The sequence below is a fragment of the Klebsiella sp. CTHL.F3a genome, assembly GCF_019890895.1.
In the GTDB taxonomy this organism is placed as follows: domain Bacteria; phylum Pseudomonadota; class Gammaproteobacteria; order Enterobacterales; family Enterobacteriaceae; genus Klebsiella; species Klebsiella grimontii.
The window spans coordinates 1,771,124-1,789,139 of record NZ_CP082360.1; the positions used below are offsets into that span (position 1 = coordinate 1,771,124).

Genomic DNA, 18,016 nt, shown 5'->3' on the forward strand with positions numbered 1-18,016 from the left:
AAAACCGAGGATAATAGCGCGTAAGCGTCGCTGACACCAGTACAAAATGTGATTTGTGATACACATTTATTAAACATTTTTATAACAGATCTCAAAACTCAACTTAAAATTTAAACAATATTTAAATTTTTTTCTTCAGTGTTACCTTTGAAGCCGAGAATCGTTTCACCTGCGCTAAATAAAAAAGCGAGTAAAGTAAGGCTCAAATCCGATGAAGAAAAAGATGGCCGTACCCAGCTCACAGGCGGTTGGTTCCAATAACACTCGGACCAACACCCGCCATGAGCAAGAGACGGATGTATTGTTGATTGGCGGCGGCATCATGAGCGCCACGTTGGGAACCTGGCTGCAGGAACTGGAGCCGGACTGGTCTATTACCATGGTCGAGCAGATGTCCAGCGTCGCGGAAGAGAGCTCGAACGGATGGAACAACGCGGGCACCGGCCACGCGGCGCTGATGGAATTGAACTATACGCCGCAAACCGCTAACGGTATCAATATCGATAAAGCGGTCGATATCAACGAATCTTTCCAGATTTCTCGTCAGTTTTGGGCCCACCAGGTGACCCGGGGCATTCTGAAAAAGCCTAAATCCTTTATTAACAGCGTGCCGCACATGAGCTTCGTCTGGGGCGAAGACAACGTTAACTTCCTGCGCGCCCGCTATGCGGCGTTACAACAAAGCGAGCTGTTCCGCGGTATCCGCTACTCCGAAGATCATCAACAAATTAAAGAGTGGGCTCCGCTGGTGATGGAAGGACGCGATCCGCAGCAGAAGGTGGCCGCAACCCGCTCGGAAGTCGGCACCGACGTGAACTACGGTGAAATCACCCGTCAGCTGATCGCCGGGCTGCAAACCCATGACAATTTCTCGCTTCAGCTGGGTACCGTGGTACGTCGCTTTAAGCGCAACGCCGACAATAGCTGGAGCGTCACGCTGGCGGATGCGAACAATCGCCACCAGAAACGGGTTATCAGGGCTAAATTTATCTTTATCGGCGCCGGCGGCGCCGCGCTGACCCTACTGCAGGAAACCGGTATTCCGCAGGCGAAGGAGTACGCGGGCTTCCCGGTCGGCGGTCAGTTCCTGGTCTGTGAGAACCCGGAAGTGGTTAACCATCATCTGGCTAAAGTCTATGGCCAGGCGGAAGTGGGCGCGCCGCCGATGTCGGTTCCGCACATCGACACTCGTATTATCGACGGCAAACGCGTGGTGCTGTTTGGGCCGTTCGCGACCTTCTCAACCCGCTTCCTGAAAAATGGTTCGCTTTGGGATCTGCTGGCTTCCACCAACACGTCGAACATCATGCCGATGCTCAACGTCGGGCTGGATAACTTCGATCTGGTCAAATACCTGATTAGCCAGGTGCTGCAAAAGGACAAAGATCGTCACGCGGCGCTGTGCGAGTATTACCCGGAAGCGCGCAAAGAAGACTGGCGCTTATGGCAGGCCGGCCAGCGCGTGCAGATTATCAAGCGTGATGAGAAGAAGGGCGGCGTTCTGCGTCTGGGTACCGAAGTCGTCAGCGATGATGAAGGTACCGTTGCCGCGCTGCTGGGCGCCTCGCCGGGGGCTTCCACTGCGGCGCCAATCATGCTGCAACTGATGGAGAAAGTGTTCAAAGAGAAGATTAACTCCGCGGACTGGCAGGCGAAACTGAAAGCGATCATACCGAGCTACGGTACGCGTCTGGATGGCAACGCGGCGGAAATTGAAAGGGCGTTGGCGTGGACCAGCGAAGTGCTGGAATTGCACTATGAGCCGCTTACCGCTGCTGACGATGTGCCGCAGGCGACGCTGAAACCGCTGCCTGAAGGCAAACCTATCGCGGATATCGCGCTGTAAATGCTTTCCGGCGGCTCAGGCCGCCGGAATCTGACTTAACCATTAACGCTCAACGGCAGTGCCGATGGTTTCGTCCGCTCGCCAGATACGATATTTCACGTCGATATTAGCCGGGGTGTAAACCACAATAGGTAACCTGCTGTTGTAACGCAGCATTCCCGCATCGCCCAGGCCAGCCATCACAAACTGTTTCTCTTTTTTACCGTCCGGGCAGGCCATCATGGTTGAGACGGGTGACGTCACTTTATCAAACACGTAGTAGTCGTAGCCCCAGCCTTCCAGGGTTCTGCTTTCCAGCTGGCCGCCAAGGCGGTGGCGATTGCAGTCGACTTCCAGCGTCTGGCCAATTAACAGCTCTACTTTTAATGCGGACTCATCCTGCTGCTGCGGCAGCTGAATCACCTGACGCTTCATCCCTTGTTCCGCCTTAGGATACGGAGCGATTTTTTCCAGCGGCTGCTCAGCAGCAACGGCGCTCGCGGAAACGCAGGCGATGGCCAGCAGGGAGGCGGCAAACGTAGTGATTTTTTTCACGAGAGTAATCCTTTGTTATCAATCATAAACAGCACAATGTTAGCATTGGTTTGCGTTATGGGTAGTGGTGCTTACCAAAGTTTTCATAGTTTCTAGTTATAAGTTCTGCTGGTGTGGTGAAGACAGTTGTTCATCCCCTACGGCAGTCCGCGGTTTCCCCTTGCAGCCAATTATTGGTAATGTGAATTTTAAAATGATTATGATCAACAAAAGAATTAATTTACATGTGAAATTATTTCATTCGTTATATTTATCTTTCGTCATTTAGAATGTTTTATAAGGGAAATTAATTGAAAGGGAATTGTTCATTTAAATAATTGATATGAGTGATGGTAGATGAAAGTGAAAAAGGTTTTACTGGTTGCGTCGCTGGCGGTTTTTTCGCTATTGGCAGGGTGTACTTCCGAGTCACAGCGTTTGGCGAACTGCGAGGCCAAGGGGATTTCCCGCGATACTTGCTACTTAGCGGAGCAAAATCGTCAGGCCTCGATGAATGCAGCTTATGAGAAGCAGGCCTTAGAAAACGCCGCTGCTGCCGTTCAGCATAGTCAGAGCGCGAAGGTGAAAACCCGGCATTTTAACGGCATGGAGATTAAAGGCACCAGTACCGGCTTAAGTATTGATGGTAAAGCGGCGGCGGTGATTGAGAAAAATAAAGACGCGACCGTTTACCAGCAGGGGCTTTACAACTTTATCGTTTACGCCAACGGTAAAATTGCCGTCACTCAGGACGGCGTGTTTAAAGGCTACGCCAAATAAAAGCGCCGATCGGGGGGATATGCTCCCCCTGTATGCCTGCGCTGCGGCGGTCCAAAAGGAACGCGTTATTCCTCGTGATTTTTACCCTCTTCTAAGAAATCCTCATCAAGCTCGTCGATATTTCCGGCGTGATCGCGTCCGGACAGCAGGTTCCAGCAAGCGATAAACAGGGCGGCGATCAGCGGGCCGATAACAAAGCCGTTGATGCCGTAGATTTCCATGCCGCCGATGGTGGTGATCAGGATCAGGTAGTCCGGCATTTTGGTATCTTTGCCTACCAGTAAAGGGCGGAGAATGTTATCGACCAGGCCGACGATGATCACAAAAAAGCCAACGATAAACGCCCCCTGCCATAGCTGACCGGTCGCGAAGAGATAGACCGCCGCAGGAACCCAGATGATCGCCGAGCCCACCGCCGGAATCAGCGACAGAAACGCCATCAGCGCGCCCCACAGGATGCTGCCATCAAGACCCACGATCCAGAACGCCAGTCCGCCAAGCGCGCCCTGCGCGAGGGCGACCGCCACGGTTCCTTTGACGGTTGCCCTGGAGACGGCGGCAAATTTGGCGAAAAGATGCTGCTTCACGTGATTTGATAGCGGCAGGGATTCAAGGATCAGCCTGACCAGGTACGGACCATCTTTTAGCAGGAAAAACAGCAGGTAAAGCATGATGCCGAAGCTGATGGTAAAACCGAACGTGCCTTTACCAATCAAGAATGCGCTACCGGCCAGGTACTGGCCTCCTTTAAGCGCAACGTCCGAAAGCTGGCGCTGAATTTGTTCCGCGCTATCAAGGTTATGCTCTGAGAGGAAGCTCCTTGCCCATTCTGGCAGGTGCGCAAAGAGGCTGGCTACCACTGTCGGGAACTGGGTATCGTTATGCTGCAGTTTGGTGTAAACCACGTTTAGCTCGAAGGCCAGCGACGAGAGTATGATCGCCAGAGGGGTAAACACGATCAGACAGATAATCACTATCGTCAGAAACGCCGCCAGGCCGTTGCGCTCGCCAATCCGATCGCGCAGTTTGTTCTTCACCGGGTGGAAGATTACCGCCAGAATTGCTGCCCATAAAATAGCTGAATAATAGGGGGAGAGAACGTCGAAAAAAGCAAGGGTGACGATCAGCACGATCAGGATGAAAAATCCCTTCGTAAGTCCATTAACTCTCATGTGAATCCTTCATAAAAATGACGTGTACCATCAAATAATAGAAGCTTTTCCATGATTTACAATCAAAGTGGCTGGTGCAGTTTGCTGAGAACAGGGAGGATATATGACATTAAAAAACCCGCAGTCTTTGTAAGAGTGCGGGTTCTTAAGGGGTTACCGATTTAATCGGTGAATAATTTGGTCGGCACGAGAGGATTTGAACCTCCGACCCCCGACACCCCATGACGGTGCGCTACCAGGCTGCGCTACGTGCCGATTCGTGGGGAACAATATTACCCGTTCCCCAAGCGAATGCAAGCCGGGAAATGACTGATTGATTTATAAATAATCAATCAGTTAGCGATAAAGCGTTTTTCATCGGTCAGCACCTGCAGCAACAGGCTGAGCTGCGGTTTTTGATCGTTAATTTTCTCGCCGTCGCTGTTCCATGTTCGGTAAGTACCGTTGTGATTAAGCACGACGGTGACCTTCGGCGTGGTAATGGCCAGCGTATCGCTATTCGCTGCGGTGACCCAGGCACGGCGACGGGCGGCGCTAAACAGATCTTCGCCTTGCGAATACTCGTTTGCCGGGGTCGAAACGTGGAGCAAACGCTGCATCAGCGTCGTCATCACGTCTTTGTTATCCGTCAGCGTCGCGATTTCCTGAGCCGGCGTACCTGGCCAATGGATCACCAGGGGAACCTGCAGCTGCTCGCGCGACCAGCCAAACTGCTCATGCTGCGGGTTCAGCGGCATTCCGCGGCCCGCCGTCACGATCACCACCGTGTTGTCGAGCTTGCCCGCTTCGCGCAGCGCGTTCAGTACGCGACCAATTTGCGTATCGACCGCACCGGCAGCGCTGCTGTAGCGACGGACAAAGTTTTGCTGCTGACCGTCGTCAAGGGTGGTGCCGTTGAGCGAAACCCATGAGAACCAGCGGTTTTCATCCTGGGCGTAGCGGTCCAGCCAGTTAATCCACTGGTTAGCCGTCTGCTCATCGCTTTGCGCTTTCGCGGCTGGCAGTGAAAAATCGGACAGCAGCGCCTGGCGGTAGAGCGGGCTGCTAAAACCGTCGGACGAGAACAGGCCCAGCTGGTAGCCCTGTTGGTTCAGCGAAGTAATCAGCGCTGCGGGAATACGCGCTGAGAGGACGCCGTCCATATAGCTCGGCGAAATACCGTAGAACAGGCCAAACATGCCGCTGTCAGCGGTGTTGCCGGAGCTCATATGCTGGGTAAAGTTAACGTTCTCTTTCGCGAACCCGGCCAGCGCCGGCATGTTTTTCTCAAAGCGTGAATAATTAAGATTATCAACGGTAATCAGCAGCACATTATAGCCGGTACCGAGATCGCGATAACGCAGATCGCTCAGCGGGTATTGCACCGAGACGGCTTCCGGCGCGCCTTGTTCCACCAGGCGGCGCTGGTAGTCCTGCGCGTCGAGCAGACCGTGTTTTTCGAGGAAACGGCGCGCCGTCATCGGATAGGAAAGCGGCAGGTTGGCCCGCTGCATGGTTATTGGGCGATAGAAATTGGCGTCCGCCCAGATATAGACCAGGTGGCTACTGATAAAAGAAATAAAGAAGAACCAGGCAACGGGACGCGCATAGTGGCGGCGACGCGTCAGGCTGCGCAGCTTCTGCCAGCTCCAGGTCGCAAACAGCATCTCCAGCAGGAAAATGATCGGCACGCTGATAAACATCAGCTGCCAGTCGCGCGCCATCTCGTTCTGGTCAGGGTTAATCACCAGTTCCCAGACAAAGGGATTAAGATGCAGGTGAAAACGGGTGAAAACTTCGCTATCGATCAGCAGCAGCGTCATGCCCACGGTCGCCAGAACAACCGAGATAAAGCGCATTAAGCGCTGAGAGACGACGATAAAAGTCAGCGGGAAAAGAATCAGCACGTAGCTGGTAAAGACCAGGAAGCTGAAGTGACCAACGAGACTGACGTACGAAAAGAGGCGTCCGGCAAGCGTCGTTGGCCAGTCGGCGACAAACAGATAGCGACTGCCGAGCACCATAGCCAACAACATGTTGAAAAGGGCGAACCAGTGCCCCCAACTGACCATCTGGGAGACTTTTTCTCGGTAGGGCTGACGAAGAGTCACCATATACTGTTGTTCGTTATCCTTAGTGCGCCGGATCGTCGTTGATAGATGACTGCAGCGCCTGGGCAAAAGAACGGGCGATGGCCTGACGCTGCGCCGGCGCGACGCTACTATTGATCAGGTTAGTCACCATATTGCCCAGTACCATCAGTGACAGGTCAACGGGCGCTTTATGTGTTTCCAGAACGCTCGTCAGCTCGCTGAGCAGCTGTTCGACGTGTTCATCGCTATAGCGGGATAATTGCGGCATAAATTCAAAATCTGTTTGTTCGTGAAAGGGCAACATATTACCGTAGCAGCAGCTTTTTTTCCGCATTTTTTCGCCGCGACGCAAAAGCGCGCGGCTTCGCTCGCAAAGAGTCACGCGGCGGTTGCGTCGTCGCCCCGCCGGTGGTTGAATACCGCCCGGTCTAAAAGGAGAGTTTAACATGAGTCTGGATATCGACCAGATTGCCCTGCATCAGTTAATCAAACGTGATGAACAAAATCTGGAGCTGGTGCTGCGCGAGTCACTGCTGGAGCCGACGGCGACGGTGGTGGAGATGATGGCCGAACTGCATCGTGTCTACAGCGCGAAAAATAAAGCCTACGGCCTGTTTAATGAAGAGAGCGAGCTGGCGCAGGCGCTGCGCGGGCAGCGTAAGGGCGAAGAAGCGTTCCTGCCGTTTAGCCGCGCCGCTACCGGTCGCCTGCGCGACGAACTGGCAAAATATCCCTTTGCTGAAGGCGGAATCGTGCTGTTTTGCCAGTATCGCTATCTGGCGGTGGAATATCTGATGGTGGCGGTGCTGAACAACTTAAGCAGCATGCGTGTTAATGAAGAGTTGGATATCAGCTCCACCCATTATCTGGATATCAATCACGCGGATATCGTCGCCCGTATTGATTTAACCGAGTGGGAAACCAATCCGGAGTCAACGCGCTACCTGACCTTCCTGAAAGGCCGGGTAGGGCGCAAGGTGGCGGATTTCTTTATGGACTTCCTCGGCGCTAGCGAAGGGCTGAACGCGAAAGCGCAGAACCGCGGCCTGCTGCAGGCGCTGGATGATTTCGCCGCCGATGCGCAGCTGGATAAATCTGAGCGTCAAAACGTGCGCCAGCAGGTATACAGCTACTGCAACGAACAGCTGCAGGCCGGTGAGGAAATCGAGCTGGAGTCGCTATCAAAAGAGCTGGCGGGCGTCAGCGAGAAGACGTTTCAGGAATTTACCGCGGAACAGGGCTACGAGCTGGAAGAGAGTTTCCCGGCGGATCGCAGCACTTTGCGTCAATTAACCAAGTTTGCCGGCAGCGGCGGCGGGTTAACCATCAACTTTGACGCGATGCTGCTGGGCGAGCGGGTGTTCTGGGATCCGGCCACGGATACCCTAACCATTAAAGGCACGCCGCCTAACCTGCGCGATCAGCTGCAGCGCCGCACCTCCGGCGGAAATTAAAACGCGAAATCCCGACGCCGAGTCGGGATTTTTTTAGCCTTGGGCCTGAGCTATCCGGCGCAGACGATCTCTACGCCATCGATGGCTAACTGCTGGCGCAGCGCCTCATCTAATGTCGTATCCACGATCAGCGTACTGACCAGACCCAGCTCGCCGATAGCAAAGGCCGACGCGGAGTTCAGCTTCTCTTGTGACGCCATCACCACCGTTTCGGCAGCCCGCGTCGCCAGCGCGCGCTTGATTCCCGCTTCTTCATAATCGCCGGTGGTGAATCCCGCCCGCGGGTGAACGCCGGTGACGCCCATAAAAAACAGATCGGCATTGATGCGGGAGATACTTTCCAGGGCGGCGGACCCGACGCTGACCACCGAATGTTTAAACAACCGGCCGCCAATCAAAATCACCTCGATCAACGGTTTATCCACCAGCGCGACGGCGATCCCCGGGCTATGGGTGACAACTGTACACGCGAGGGTAGCCGGTAGCAGACGTACCATCTCTCCGGTGGTGGTGCCGCCGTCGATAATCACTACCTGGCCGGGTTGAATGAGCTCTACCGCGCGCTGGGCAATGGTCTGCTTTGAGGCGATTTGCACGCTCTTTCTTGTTTCAATGGGCGCGATGGCTTCGGAAACTGGCAGCGCGCCGCCGTGGACGCGCTGCAGTTTGCCTTCCGCGGCCAGCTCCCGCAGATCCCGGCGAATGGAGTCTTCTGAGACGCTAAAGCGCTGGCTGAGATCCCCTGACATTACCTGTTTTTCCTCGGCGAGGATCTGCAAAATCTGCTGTTTTCTCTGGCTGGCAAGCATCAAAATACCTTCATGAGTGATCTTGTTTGTGCACGATTATGCATGTTATGTTGCTCTCTGTCACCTAAAAGGGGAAAAACATGCACGATGATGCACCGCGCGTTCGCCATATTCGCGAAACGCTATTATCGGACAACTGGTACACACTCAAGAAATATACCTTCGAATTATTACGCCGGGACGGGCGCTGGCAGGAGCTGAGTCGGGAAGCTTACGACCGCGGCAACGGCGCGGTGATCCTGCTCTACAATCGTGAAAAGCAAACGGTAGTGCTGGTTCGCCAGTTTCGCTTTCCGGTGTGGATTAACGGTCATGATGGCTTTTTGATCGAAGCCGCAGCCGGACTGCTGGATAACGCTTCTCCGGAGGCGCGCATCGTTGCCGAAGCCGAAGAGGAGACCGGTTTTCGCGTCACGCGGATTGAGCCGGTATTCACCGCTTACATGAGCCCCGGTTCGGTGACGGAGAAGCTTTACTTTTTCATCGCCGAATACTCTGCCGACGATCGGCGCGGCGACGGTGGCGGTCTGGCGACGGAAGGGGAAGATATCGAGGTGCTGGAGTGGCCGCTGGAAAAAGCGCTACAGGCTATTGGTGAAGGGGAAATCGTCGATGCGAAAACGATTATGCTGCTGCAGCATCTGGCACTGAATGCGGCAACGTTGTTAGCCCGATAAACAAAACGCCCCGAACCTTGCGGAGCGGGGCGTTTGGCATACAACTTTCAGTCGGCGATTAAGCGCGAACGAAGTCGATGTGAGTCAGCTTCGGCTTGAACGGGTGACGCTGAACAGCCTGAGCTTTAACTTTCTCTTCTTTGCCATCAACAACGAGGGTCAGAACTTCGTTGTAGAACTCAGCGTTGTTCTGCATGTTCCACACTTTGTCGTGATCCAGTTCGATTGCTACTGGCGCAGCTTCGCCGCCATAGATGATGGCCGGGAATTTGTTAGCTGCACGCAGGCGGCGGCTCGCACCCTTACCCTGCTCTTTACGTAATTCTGCATTGATAGTAAACATTGATGTCTCTCTATATATAAATCCTGCTACAGGCGACCCAGCAGCAGGCAGATTATCTGCTTTGCGAATGCAAAAGCGGGCGGCATTATAGCCGCCATACGTTTTTGCGGCAACCAAAACCTCAGGCGTGCGGAGGATTAACGCAGTTCATTGGCCCGGCGGAATCGGCCCTGATAATCAAATACTTTCTCCCGCACCTGCCAGTATTGCCCCTTCATGCGCGCCACGACAAAGTCCGGATGGCGCAGCAGCGCCTGCTGGGCGAGGATATCGGCGGGCGTTATCCAGCGCAGCGGCACGCCCGGCGTTCGGGTGTGTGGGCGGATAAAGAGCTGCTCAAAGGCGGTGCGCTGGGCGGGGGTATGCAGGCGGAAGCGCTCGCTGACCTCCGCGCCATCTTCGTCGTAATAGGTGATTTTCAGCCAGTTGCCTTTATCATCCGCGCCGTGCTGCAGATCCATTCCGCTACAGCGCAGCACCAGCGCGTCTTTTAGCTTCAGCGCGGCTTTCAGCATGTCATCGGGGTCGACCAGAATGGTATCGCACTCGCGGCAGCGGCGGGCGGCGATATCGTTTTCCGCGTTACACTGCGGGCAGTTTTTGAAGCGAAAGCGAAAATCACACTGCTCGCGATGGCCTTCGTCATCTTCAAACCAGCCCTGGCAGCGGCGGCCAAAGTGTTCAATCAGCGTGCCGTCGGCGGTGGTTTTCCCCCAGAAAGTATTGGCGAAACCGCATGCCGGGCAAAACACCTGGACCGGCACGTTGTCGCTTTTTCCTTTCGGCGTCCCCACTTCCGGGGCATAGAGATCGTGCGGATTCCCGGCGTAATCAAGGATCAGGCAGTCGGTTTTACCCGGCGCCAGGCGCAGGCCGCGGCCGACGATCTGTTGGTAAAGACTCACCGACTCGGTCGGGCGCAGGATGGCGATCAGATCGACATGCGGCGCATCAAATCCGGTGGTCAGCACCGCGACGTTGACCAGATAGCGATACTGCTGGGCTTTAAACGCTTCAATGATGCGATCGCGCTCTGGACCCGGCGTTTCACCGGTGATTAAAGCCGCTTCGCCCTGCGGAAGTAACCCGGTCACTTCGCGGGCGTGTTCAACGGTGGCGGCGAAAATCATCACTCCTTTGCGCGTGTGGGCGAACTCGACGATTTGGCTAACGATATGCGGCGTGACGCGCTGCTGTTTTTTCAGCTCATGGTTCAGGTCGGACTCGCTGAACAAGCCATTGCTTTGCGCCTGGAGACGGCTGAAGTCATACTGAACCACCGGCATATCCAGCCGCTCCGGCGGCGTCAAATAGCCGTTCTTAATCATATAGCGCAGCGGCAGCTCGTAGATGCAGTCGCGAAACAGCGCTTTTTCATCGCCGCGCACCATGCCGTGGTAGTGGAATTGGTAAATCCATCCCTTGCCGAGGCGAAAAGGCGTGGCGGTCAGCCCCAGCAGACGCAGATGCGGATTGACCTGCTGAAGGTGACTGATGATCTGCTGGTACTGGCTGTCATCATCGTCGCTGATGCGGTGGCACTCGTCGACGATCAGCAGCGAAAACTCGCCCTGAAACTGGTCAAGGTTGCGGGCGACCGACTGCACGCTGCCAAAGACCACTTTACCGTGGCTCTCTTTGCGCTTAAGGCCCGCGGCGAAAATATCCGCCTCCAGACCGAGCGCGCAATACTTGGCGTGGTTCTGTGCCACCAGCTCTTTAACGTGCGCCAGCACCAGTACCCGACCGCGCGCCAGGCGTGCCAGTTCGGCGATGACCAGGCTTTTACCTGCGCCGGTCGGCAGGACAATCGCGGCGGGTTCATGGTGGCGGCGAAACCAGGCGAGCGTGGCGTCGACCGCTTCTTTTTGGTAGGGACGTAGTGTAAAGGTCATGAATTTATAGCGGTTAATTAACTCGCGAATAGTATGCCACGAATCTTTTCCCTTGAGTGGTGTTAATAGCTCGTTATACTACCTATGAAATTCTTCTTTTTCGGGCGCGTTGCCCGCTCCAGCACTCTTACAGGCTAAAAAATCTCATGCGACTTGATAAGTTTATCGCTCAGCAACTTGGCGTTAGCCGGGCTATTGCCGGGCGTGAAATCCGCGGCAGCCGCGTTACCGTGGACGGCGACATTGTAAAAGACTCCTCCTTCAAGCTTCTGCCGGAGCATGACGTCGAGTATGACGGCAATACGCTGGTTCAGCAGACCGGCCCGCGCTACTTTATGCTCAACAAGCCGCAGGGTTACGTGTGTTCCACCGACGATCCGGATCATCCAACGGTCCTTTATTTCCTCGACGTGCCGGTGGCGCACAAGCTGCATGCCGCGGGTCGCCTGGATATCGACACGACCGGGCTGGTGCTGATGACCGACGACGGCCAGTGGTCCCACCGCATTACTTCTCCTCGCCATCATTGTGAAAAAACCTATCTGGTGACGCTGGAAAACCCGGTTGACGAGACGACCGCCGAGCAGTTTGCCAAAGGCGTTCAGCTGCATAATGAGAAAGAGCTGACCAAACCGGCGGTGCTGGAAGTCGTGACCCCGACCGAGGTCCGCCTGACCATTAGCGAAGGGCGCTATCATCAGGTTAAGCGAATGTTTGCTGCGGTGGGTAACCATGTGGTGGGCCTGCATCGCGAACGTATTGGCGACATTGCGCTTGATGCGGCGCTGGCGCCCGGTGAATATCGTCCGCTGACAGAAGCTGAAATTGCCAGCGTCGGCGGCCAACATGCGCGGAGTAAAACGTGACGGCAAAGCAGAATTCTTCGTTAGGGATTGTGTTTATTCTAGGCCTGCTGGCGATGTTAATGCCGCTGTCGATTGATATGTATCTTCCGGCGCTGCCGGTGATCGCGGCGCAGTTTAACGTGCCGGACGGCAGCGCGCAGATGACGCTGAGCACCTATATTCTGGGCTTTGCCCTCGGCCAGCTGTTGTATGGCCCGATGGCGGACAGCTTAGGGCGTAAGCCGGTTATTCTTGGTGGTACGCTGGTTTTTGCCGCGGCGGCGGTGGCCTGCGCGCTGTCGCAGACTATCGATATGTTGATTACCATGCGCTTTTTCCACGGTCTGGCGGCCGCAGCGGCGAGCGTGGTGATTAACGCCCTGATGCGTGATATCTATCCCAAAGAAGAGTTTTCGCGGATGATGTCGTTCGTCATGCTGGTGACGACCGTCGCGCCGCTGGTGGCGCCGATGGTCGGCGGCGCTGTGCTGGTGTGGTTTAGCTGGCATGCGATATTCTGGATCCTCGCGCTGGCTGCACTCTTAGCCTCGGCGATGATCGCGTTCTTTATTAGCGAGACCCTGCCGCCGGAACGCCGGCAGAAGTTTCACATTCGTACTACGTTAGGTAACTTCGCGACCCTGTTTCGCCATAAGCGGGTGCTTAGTTATATGCTGGCAAGCGGCTTTAGCTTCGCCGGGATGTTCTCGTTTCTGAGCGCCGGCCCGTTTGTGTATATCAATATTAACCACGTTTCGCCGCAGCACTTTGGCTACTATTTTGCGCTGAACGTCGTGTTCCTGTTTGTCATGACTATGATCAACAGCCGGTTTGTGCGGCGGGTTGGGGCGCTAAATATGTTCCGCGCCGGGCTGTGGATCCAGTTTGCCATGGCGGTATGGATGGTGGTATGCGCGCTGTTTGACGTGGGTTTTTGGGCGCTGGTGTTTGGCGTAGCGGCTTTCATCGGCTGCGTTTCGATGGTCTCTTCCAACGCGATGGCGGTGATTCTCGATGAGTTTCCGCATATGGCCGGGACGGCTTCCTCGCTGGCAGGCACTTTCCGTTTCGGCATTGGCGCCATTGTCGGCGCGCTGCTATCGATGGCAACGTTTACCACCGCCTGGCCAATGCTGATTTCGATCGCCTTCTGCGCCAGCAGCTCCATCCTCTTTTATCTCTACGCCAGCCGACGGCGCAAAGCCGCGCGCTAAGCGACTTTCAGGGGGCGATATCGCCCCTTTTTTTGATGCATGTCAACCGAATCCGGCTTCTCAGTTCAGTAATTTGTTTATTTTATGTAAAATCAAATCGCTCTAAAAGTCGCATGATTGCGATAAAAAAGTTGTTTTAGATCACAGAAACGGGTACATATAGCCCGAAGATGTTCCACCTGCACAATTATAAACTTTTACATTACAAACCAATAACACGGCTATGCCACTGGTGTAAGCGTTTTCTGTGCAGGATCAGGACTAGTTGTCAATAATGTGTTAGTATTGATGTAAAATTATTGTGAAGTATTTTGCTTCCGGGGTAAACACGTGAATACACTGCAACTCTCTATCGTACACCGTCTGCCGCAGAGCTATCGCTGGCTGGCCGGTTTTGCAGGTTCAAGAGTTGAACCGATTCCGCAAAACGGCGCCCAGAGCGAAAATAGCCTTGTGGCGTTGAAATTACTCAGCCCCGATGGCGAAAGCGCGTGGCCGGTCATGCATAAGCTCAGCCAGGCGCTTAGCGACATCGAGGTCGATAGCTCTGTCGTTGAATGCGAAGGGGAACCGTGCCTGTTTGTTAACCGTCAGGACGAATTTGCCGCAACCTGTCGCCTGAAAAATTTCGGCGTGGCGATTGCAGAACCCTTCTCCGGCAACAACCCCTTCTGACTGTCAGCTCAACGCCAGCAGCTGACGGGTATACTCCTGCTGCGGAGCGGTAAATACGCGCTCGCACTCACCCTGCTCGACGACTTCTCCCTGCCGCAGCACCATTACCTGATGACACAGCGCCCGCACGACGCGTAAATCATGGCTGATAAAAATATAGGCCAGCTGATGCTTTTGCTGCAACGCCTTCAGCAGAGTGAGGATTTGCGCCTGCACGGTTTTATCCAGCGATGAGGTTGGCTCATCCAACACAATAAGCTGTGGTTTGACGACCAGCGCCCTGGCGATAGCGATGCGCTGACGCTGGCCGCCGGAGAAGGCGGCAGGGTAGCGATGCCGGGATTGCGGATCGAGCCCTACCTCCTGCATCACCTGAATCACCGCCTGTTCCCGTTCGGCGGGCGTAAGCGTCGGCTGATGAACGCGCAGTCCCTCTTCAATAATTTGCAGCACGTTGAGCCGCGGGTTTAGCGATGAGTTAGGGTCCTGAAACACCACCTGCATGCGGCGACGTAGCGGCAGCATCTGCCGACGGTTGCGTCCCTGAAGCGCCTCACCGTCAAAGGCGATCGCGCCAGCGGAATGAATCAGACGCAGAAGCGCCAGCCCGGTGGTGCTTTTACCCGATCCTGACTCGCCGACCAGCCCCAGCGTTTCTCCCGCGCGCAAATGAAAGCTGACGGCATTAACGACGCGGTTATGATCGACAACCCGTCGCAGCAGACCTTTACGTATCGGAAAGGCGATACTCAAGTTTTCCGCCCGCAGTAATACCGGCGCATCGGGCGCGAGCGGGACGGGATCGCCCGACGGCTCGCTGTCCAGCAGGCGGCGGGTATAAGGGTGTTCGGGGGCGGAGAACAGCGCCTGGCAGCCGTTTTGTTCAACGCAGCGGCCATTCTGCATCACCGCGACGCGATCGGCGAGCTGACGAACGATGCTCAGATTATGGGTGATAAACAGCAGCCCCATATTTAACTCTTGCTTCAGCTCGCGCAGCAGCGTGAGGATTTGCGCCTGCACCGAGACGTCCAGCGCGGTTGTGGGTTCGTCGGCGATAAGCAGCTCCGGGCGGGTCAATAGCGCCATGGCGATCATCACCCGCTGGCGCTCGCCGCCGGAGAGCTGATGCGGATAGTCAGCCAGCCGCCGGGGCGCATTGCGGATCCCGACGCGCTCCAGGCAGTCGAGGATTTCTCCGCGGGCCGCTTCTTTACGCATCCCGCGATGCAAGGAGAGCACTTCGTACAGCTGTTTTTCCAGGGTATGCAGCGGATTAAGCGAAACCATCGGTTCCTGGAAGATCATCGCGATGCGGTTACCGCGCACGCCGCGCAGGGTGCGTTCATCGGCATGCAGTAGCGACTGACCGTGAAAGCGGATATCGCCGGTGGGATAGCTGACCGGTGGCGACGGGAGCAGCCGCAGCACCGATAGCGCGGTCACGCTCTTACCGGAGCCGGACTCGCCGACCAGCGCAAGGGTCTCGCCGACGGCAATCTGCAGCGACAGTTCGCTGACGACCGAAGTGGTTTCTCCCTGCTGACGAAAGGCGATGGAGAGATTATCGATATCTAACAGAGGTTGCGTCATGCTACACCGCCTTGCTTGGATCAAAGGCATCGCGAACCGCCTCACCAATAAAAATCAATAACGTCAGCAGCACCGCCACCGATAGAAAGGCGGCGATGCCCAACCAGGGCGCCTGAAGGTTGTTTTTACCCTGCAACAGCAGCTCACCCAGCGAAGGGGAGCCCAGCGGCAGGCCAAAGCCGAGAAAATCGAGCGAGGTCAGGGTGGTTATTGAACTACACAGAATGAACGGCAGAAAGGTCAGGGTGGCGACCATGGCGTTAGGCAGCATATGGCGTAGAATAATCGCGCGATCGCTGACGCCAAGCGCCTGCGCGGCGCGGATATAATCATAGTTACGGGTGCGCAGGAACTCGGCACGGACGACGCCGACCAGCGTCATCCAGCCGAACAGCACGGTAATGGCCAGCAGCCACCAGAAGTTGGCCTGCACAACGCTTGAGAGCAGGATAATCAGAAACAGCGTCGGCATTCCCGACCATACTTCGATAAACCGCTGTCCCCAGAGGTCAATTTTTCCGCCGTAATACCCCTGAACGGCGCCGGCCATCACCCCCAGCACGCTGGAGAAGAAAGTCAGCAGTAGACCAAAGAGAATGGAAATGCGCGTACCGTAGAGAATTCGCGCCAGCACGTCTCCGCCGTTGGCATCGGTGCCCAGCCAGTTCTGGGCTGACGGCGGCGAAGGGAAGGGCGCGTCGGTGGCGAAATTTATGGTCGTCGCGCCGAACCGAACCGGCGCCCACAGGGCCCAGCCGTTATCGTCCAGCCGCTTTTGCAGCCACGGGTCCTGATAGTCGGCGGCGGTGGCAAAGCTGCCGCCGAAAGTGGTCTCGCTGTAGTTTTTCAGGAGCGGGACGTAGAGGCTGCCCCGGTACTGGACGAGCAGCGGCTTATCGTTAGCAATCAGCTCAGCGCACAGGCTACAGGCGAAAAGCGCTAAAAAGATCCATAGCGACCAGTAGCCGCGGCGGTTGTGGCGAAAACGCGCCCAGCGGGCCTGGTTGACGGGACTAAAAAATGACATTAGCGGCCCTCAAAATCGATACGCGGATCGACCAGCGTATAGCTGATATCGCTGATGATATTCAGCAGCAGGCCAATCAGGGTAAAAATATACAGCGTGCCGAACATGACCGGGTAATCGCGAGATACGGTGGCCTCATAGCCCAGTAGCCCCAGTCCGTTTAGCGAGAACATCACTTCAATCAGCAGCGAGCCGGTAAAAAACATACTGATAAAGGTGGCCGGGAAACCGGCGATTACCAGCAGCATGGCGTTGCGAAATACGTGTCCCCAGAGGATCTGCTTTTCGCTGACCCCCTTGGCGCGGGCGGTAACCACGTACTGCTTGCGGATTTCATCAAGAAAGCTGTTTTTGGTCAGCATAGTGAGGGCGGCAAAACCGCCGATCACCGTTGCCAGCACTGGTAGGGTGATATGCCAGAGATAGTCGAGGATTTTTTGGTACCAGTGCAGGCTGTCGAAGTTGGCTGACACCAGCCCGCGCAGCGGAAAGAGATCGAAATAGCTGCCGCCAGCAAAGATAACGATCAGCAAAATGGCGAACAGGAATGCCGGGATTGCATAGCCGATAATAATCAGCGTACTGCTCCAGACGTCAAAATGGCTGCCGTTGCTGACCGCTTTACGGATCCCCAGCGGAATCGACACCAGATAGATAATGAGCGTACTCCATAAACCCAGGGTGATAGAGACCGGCAGGCTGTCTTTAATCAGCTGTAGTACCGATGAGCTACGAAACAGGCTATCGCCAAAATCAAAGCGCAGGTAATCTCCGAGCATTTTAAAATAGCGCTCGTGCAGAGGCTTATCAAAGCCGTAGCGGTGGGTTATCTCTGCAATCACCTCCGGGTCCAGCCCGCGCCCGCCGCGATAGTGCCCATCGCTGATGTTGCTGACCCCGGTACGCGCATGACTGGCGGCCATGCCGCCGTCTCCGGCGCCAGGTAAGCCGCCGCGGTCGCCGAACTCAATCGCCGCAATCGCCTGATCGACCGGACCGCCGGGTGCGATCTGCACAATAAAAAAGTTAATGGTGATAATCGCCCACAGGGTGGGGATGATGAGCAGTAGTCGGCGGAGCAGATATGCACCCATCTTAATT

The 18,016-nt window shown here is 55.5% G+C and carries 17 protein-coding genes and 1 tRNA gene; 7 read left to right on the forward strand and 11 right to left on the reverse strand.

All coding sequences use genetic code 11. The features are described from left to right. Nucleotides 1–211: 211 nt before the first annotated feature. Entirely contained in the window at nucleotides 212–1,846 is a 1,635-nt protein-coding gene (gene mqo / locus K7H21_RS08470) for a malate dehydrogenase (quinone) (RefSeq protein ID WP_004123013.1), read from the forward strand. A gap of 42 nt (nucleotides 1,847–1,888) precedes the next feature. Here the strand turns inward: mqo and eco are convergent, their stop codons facing one another. Continuing rightward, the gene (eco, locus tag K7H21_RS08475; RefSeq protein ID WP_004123012.1) at nucleotides 1,889–2,380 is read right to left on the reverse strand and encodes a serine protease inhibitor ecotin; all 492 of its coding nucleotides are present in this window, start codon (nucleotides 2,378–2,380) and stop codon (nucleotides 1,889–1,891) included. 336 nt (nucleotides 2,381–2,716) lie between these two features. On the opposite strand from eco, the gene K7H21_RS08480 reads away from it, so the two are divergent. Beyond that, nucleotides 2,717–3,139: a hypothetical protein gene (locus K7H21_RS08480; protein WP_004123010.1), complete on the forward strand. Its 423-nt coding sequence runs from the start codon at nucleotides 2,717–2,719 to the stop codon at nucleotides 3,137–3,139. Nucleotides 3,140–3,204: 65 nt separating this feature from the next. On the opposite strand, the gene K7H21_RS08485 is transcribed toward K7H21_RS08480, so the two are convergent. From K7H21_RS08485 to K7H21_RS08500, 4 genes are all read right to left on the reverse strand, one after another. Next, nucleotides 3,205–4,311, reverse strand: a complete 1,107-nt coding sequence (locus K7H21_RS08485; protein WP_004123009.1) for an AI-2E family transporter — start codon at nucleotides 4,309–4,311, stop codon at nucleotides 3,205–3,207. A gap of 178 nt (nucleotides 4,312–4,489) precedes the next feature. Beyond that, nucleotides 4,490–4,566, reverse strand: a tRNA-Pro gene (locus tag K7H21_RS08490). Nucleotides 4,567–4,643: 77 nt separating this feature from the next. Beyond that, nucleotides 4,644–6,404 carry an LPS biosynthesis-modulating metalloenzyme YejM gene (gene yejM, locus K7H21_RS08495; protein ID WP_004122956.1) on the reverse strand — a complete coding sequence of 587 codons (1,761 nt, stop codon included), beginning with the start codon at nucleotides 6,402–6,404 and terminating at the stop codon, nucleotides 4,644–4,646. A 19-nt stretch (nucleotides 6,405–6,423) separates the two neighbouring features. After that, nucleotides 6,424–6,651 (reverse strand): YejL family protein, encoded by a 228-nt coding sequence (locus K7H21_RS08500; RefSeq protein ID WP_004133900.1) that lies wholly within the window; start codon nucleotides 6,649–6,651, stop codon nucleotides 6,424–6,426. 178 nt (nucleotides 6,652–6,829) lie between these two features. On the opposite strand from K7H21_RS08500, the gene yejK reads away from it, so the two are divergent. Beyond that, a complete protein-coding gene (yejK, locus tag K7H21_RS08505) occupies nucleotides 6,830–7,837 on the forward strand; it encodes a nucleoid-associated protein YejK (RefSeq protein WP_004122954.1) in 1,008 nt (335 codons plus the stop codon). A 50-nt stretch (nucleotides 7,838–7,887) separates the two neighbouring features. Here yejK and K7H21_RS08510 read toward each other — a convergent pair whose 3' ends face one another. Beyond that, entirely contained in the window at nucleotides 7,888–8,646 is a 759-nt protein-coding gene (locus tag K7H21_RS08510; RefSeq protein ID WP_004122952.1) for a DeoR/GlpR family DNA-binding transcription regulator, read from the reverse strand. An 80-nt stretch (nucleotides 8,647–8,726) separates the two neighbouring features. Between K7H21_RS08510 and K7H21_RS08515 the strand changes: the two genes are divergently transcribed. Next, nucleotides 8,727–9,323, forward strand: a complete 597-nt coding sequence (locus K7H21_RS08515; RefSeq protein ID WP_004122950.1) for an NUDIX domain-containing protein — start codon at nucleotides 8,727–8,729, stop codon at nucleotides 9,321–9,323. A 58-nt stretch (nucleotides 9,324–9,381) separates the two neighbouring features. Here K7H21_RS08515 and rplY read toward each other — a convergent pair whose 3' ends face one another. Continuing rightward, on the reverse strand, nucleotides 9,382–9,666 hold the full coding sequence (rplY, locus tag K7H21_RS08520; protein ID WP_004122948.1) for a 50S ribosomal protein L25: 285 nt from the start codon (nucleotides 9,664–9,666) through the stop codon (nucleotides 9,382–9,384). 137 nt (nucleotides 9,667–9,803) lie between these two features. Next, nucleotides 9,804–11,561, reverse strand: coding sequence for a DEAD/DEAH box helicase (locus K7H21_RS08525; protein WP_049112169.1), 1,758 nt, complete (start codon nucleotides 11,559–11,561; stop codon nucleotides 9,804–9,806). Nucleotides 11,562–11,707: 146 nt separating this feature from the next. On the opposite strand from K7H21_RS08525, the gene rsuA reads away from it, so the two are divergent. The 3 genes from rsuA to K7H21_RS08540 all read left to right on the forward strand — a co-directional run bounded on the left by rsuA (nucleotide 11,708) and on the right by K7H21_RS08540 (nucleotide 14,295). Then, on the forward strand, nucleotides 11,708–12,427 hold the full coding sequence (gene rsuA, locus K7H21_RS08530; RefSeq protein WP_087829141.1) for a 16S rRNA pseudouridine(516) synthase RsuA: 720 nt from the start codon (nucleotides 11,708–11,710) through the stop codon (nucleotides 12,425–12,427). After that, nucleotides 12,424–13,620, forward strand: coding sequence for a Bcr/CflA family multidrug efflux MFS transporter (locus tag K7H21_RS08535; protein ID WP_004122939.1), 1,197 nt, complete (start codon nucleotides 12,424–12,426; stop codon nucleotides 13,618–13,620). Before rsuA ends, K7H21_RS08535 begins: the two co-directional genes overlap by 4 nt. A 330-nt stretch (nucleotides 13,621–13,950) precedes the next feature. Next, complete coding sequence (locus tag K7H21_RS08540) at nucleotides 13,951–14,295, forward strand: YejG family protein (protein ID WP_004122937.1); 345 nt, start codon at nucleotides 13,951–13,953, stop codon at nucleotides 14,293–14,295. A gap of 3 nt (nucleotides 14,296–14,298) precedes the next feature. On the opposite strand, the gene yejF is transcribed toward K7H21_RS08540, so the two are convergent. The 3 genes from yejF to K7H21_RS08555 are packed head-to-tail and all read right to left on the reverse strand — an operon-like array spanning nucleotide 14,299 to nucleotide 18,009. Then, entirely contained in the window at nucleotides 14,299–15,888 is a 1,590-nt protein-coding gene (gene yejF / locus K7H21_RS08545) for a microcin C ABC transporter ATP-binding protein YejF (protein WP_032741910.1), read from the reverse strand. A gap of 1 nt (nucleotide 15,889) precedes the next feature. Next, entirely contained in the window at nucleotides 15,890–16,915 is a 1,026-nt protein-coding gene (locus K7H21_RS08550; RefSeq protein WP_004132447.1) for an ABC transporter permease, read from the reverse strand. Further along, entirely contained in the window at nucleotides 16,915–18,009 is a 1,095-nt protein-coding gene (locus K7H21_RS08555) for a microcin C ABC transporter permease YejB (RefSeq protein WP_223035703.1), read from the reverse strand. The genes K7H21_RS08550 and K7H21_RS08555 overlap by 1 nt, the downstream gene beginning before the upstream one ends. Nucleotides 18,010–18,016: the final 7 nt, after the last annotated feature.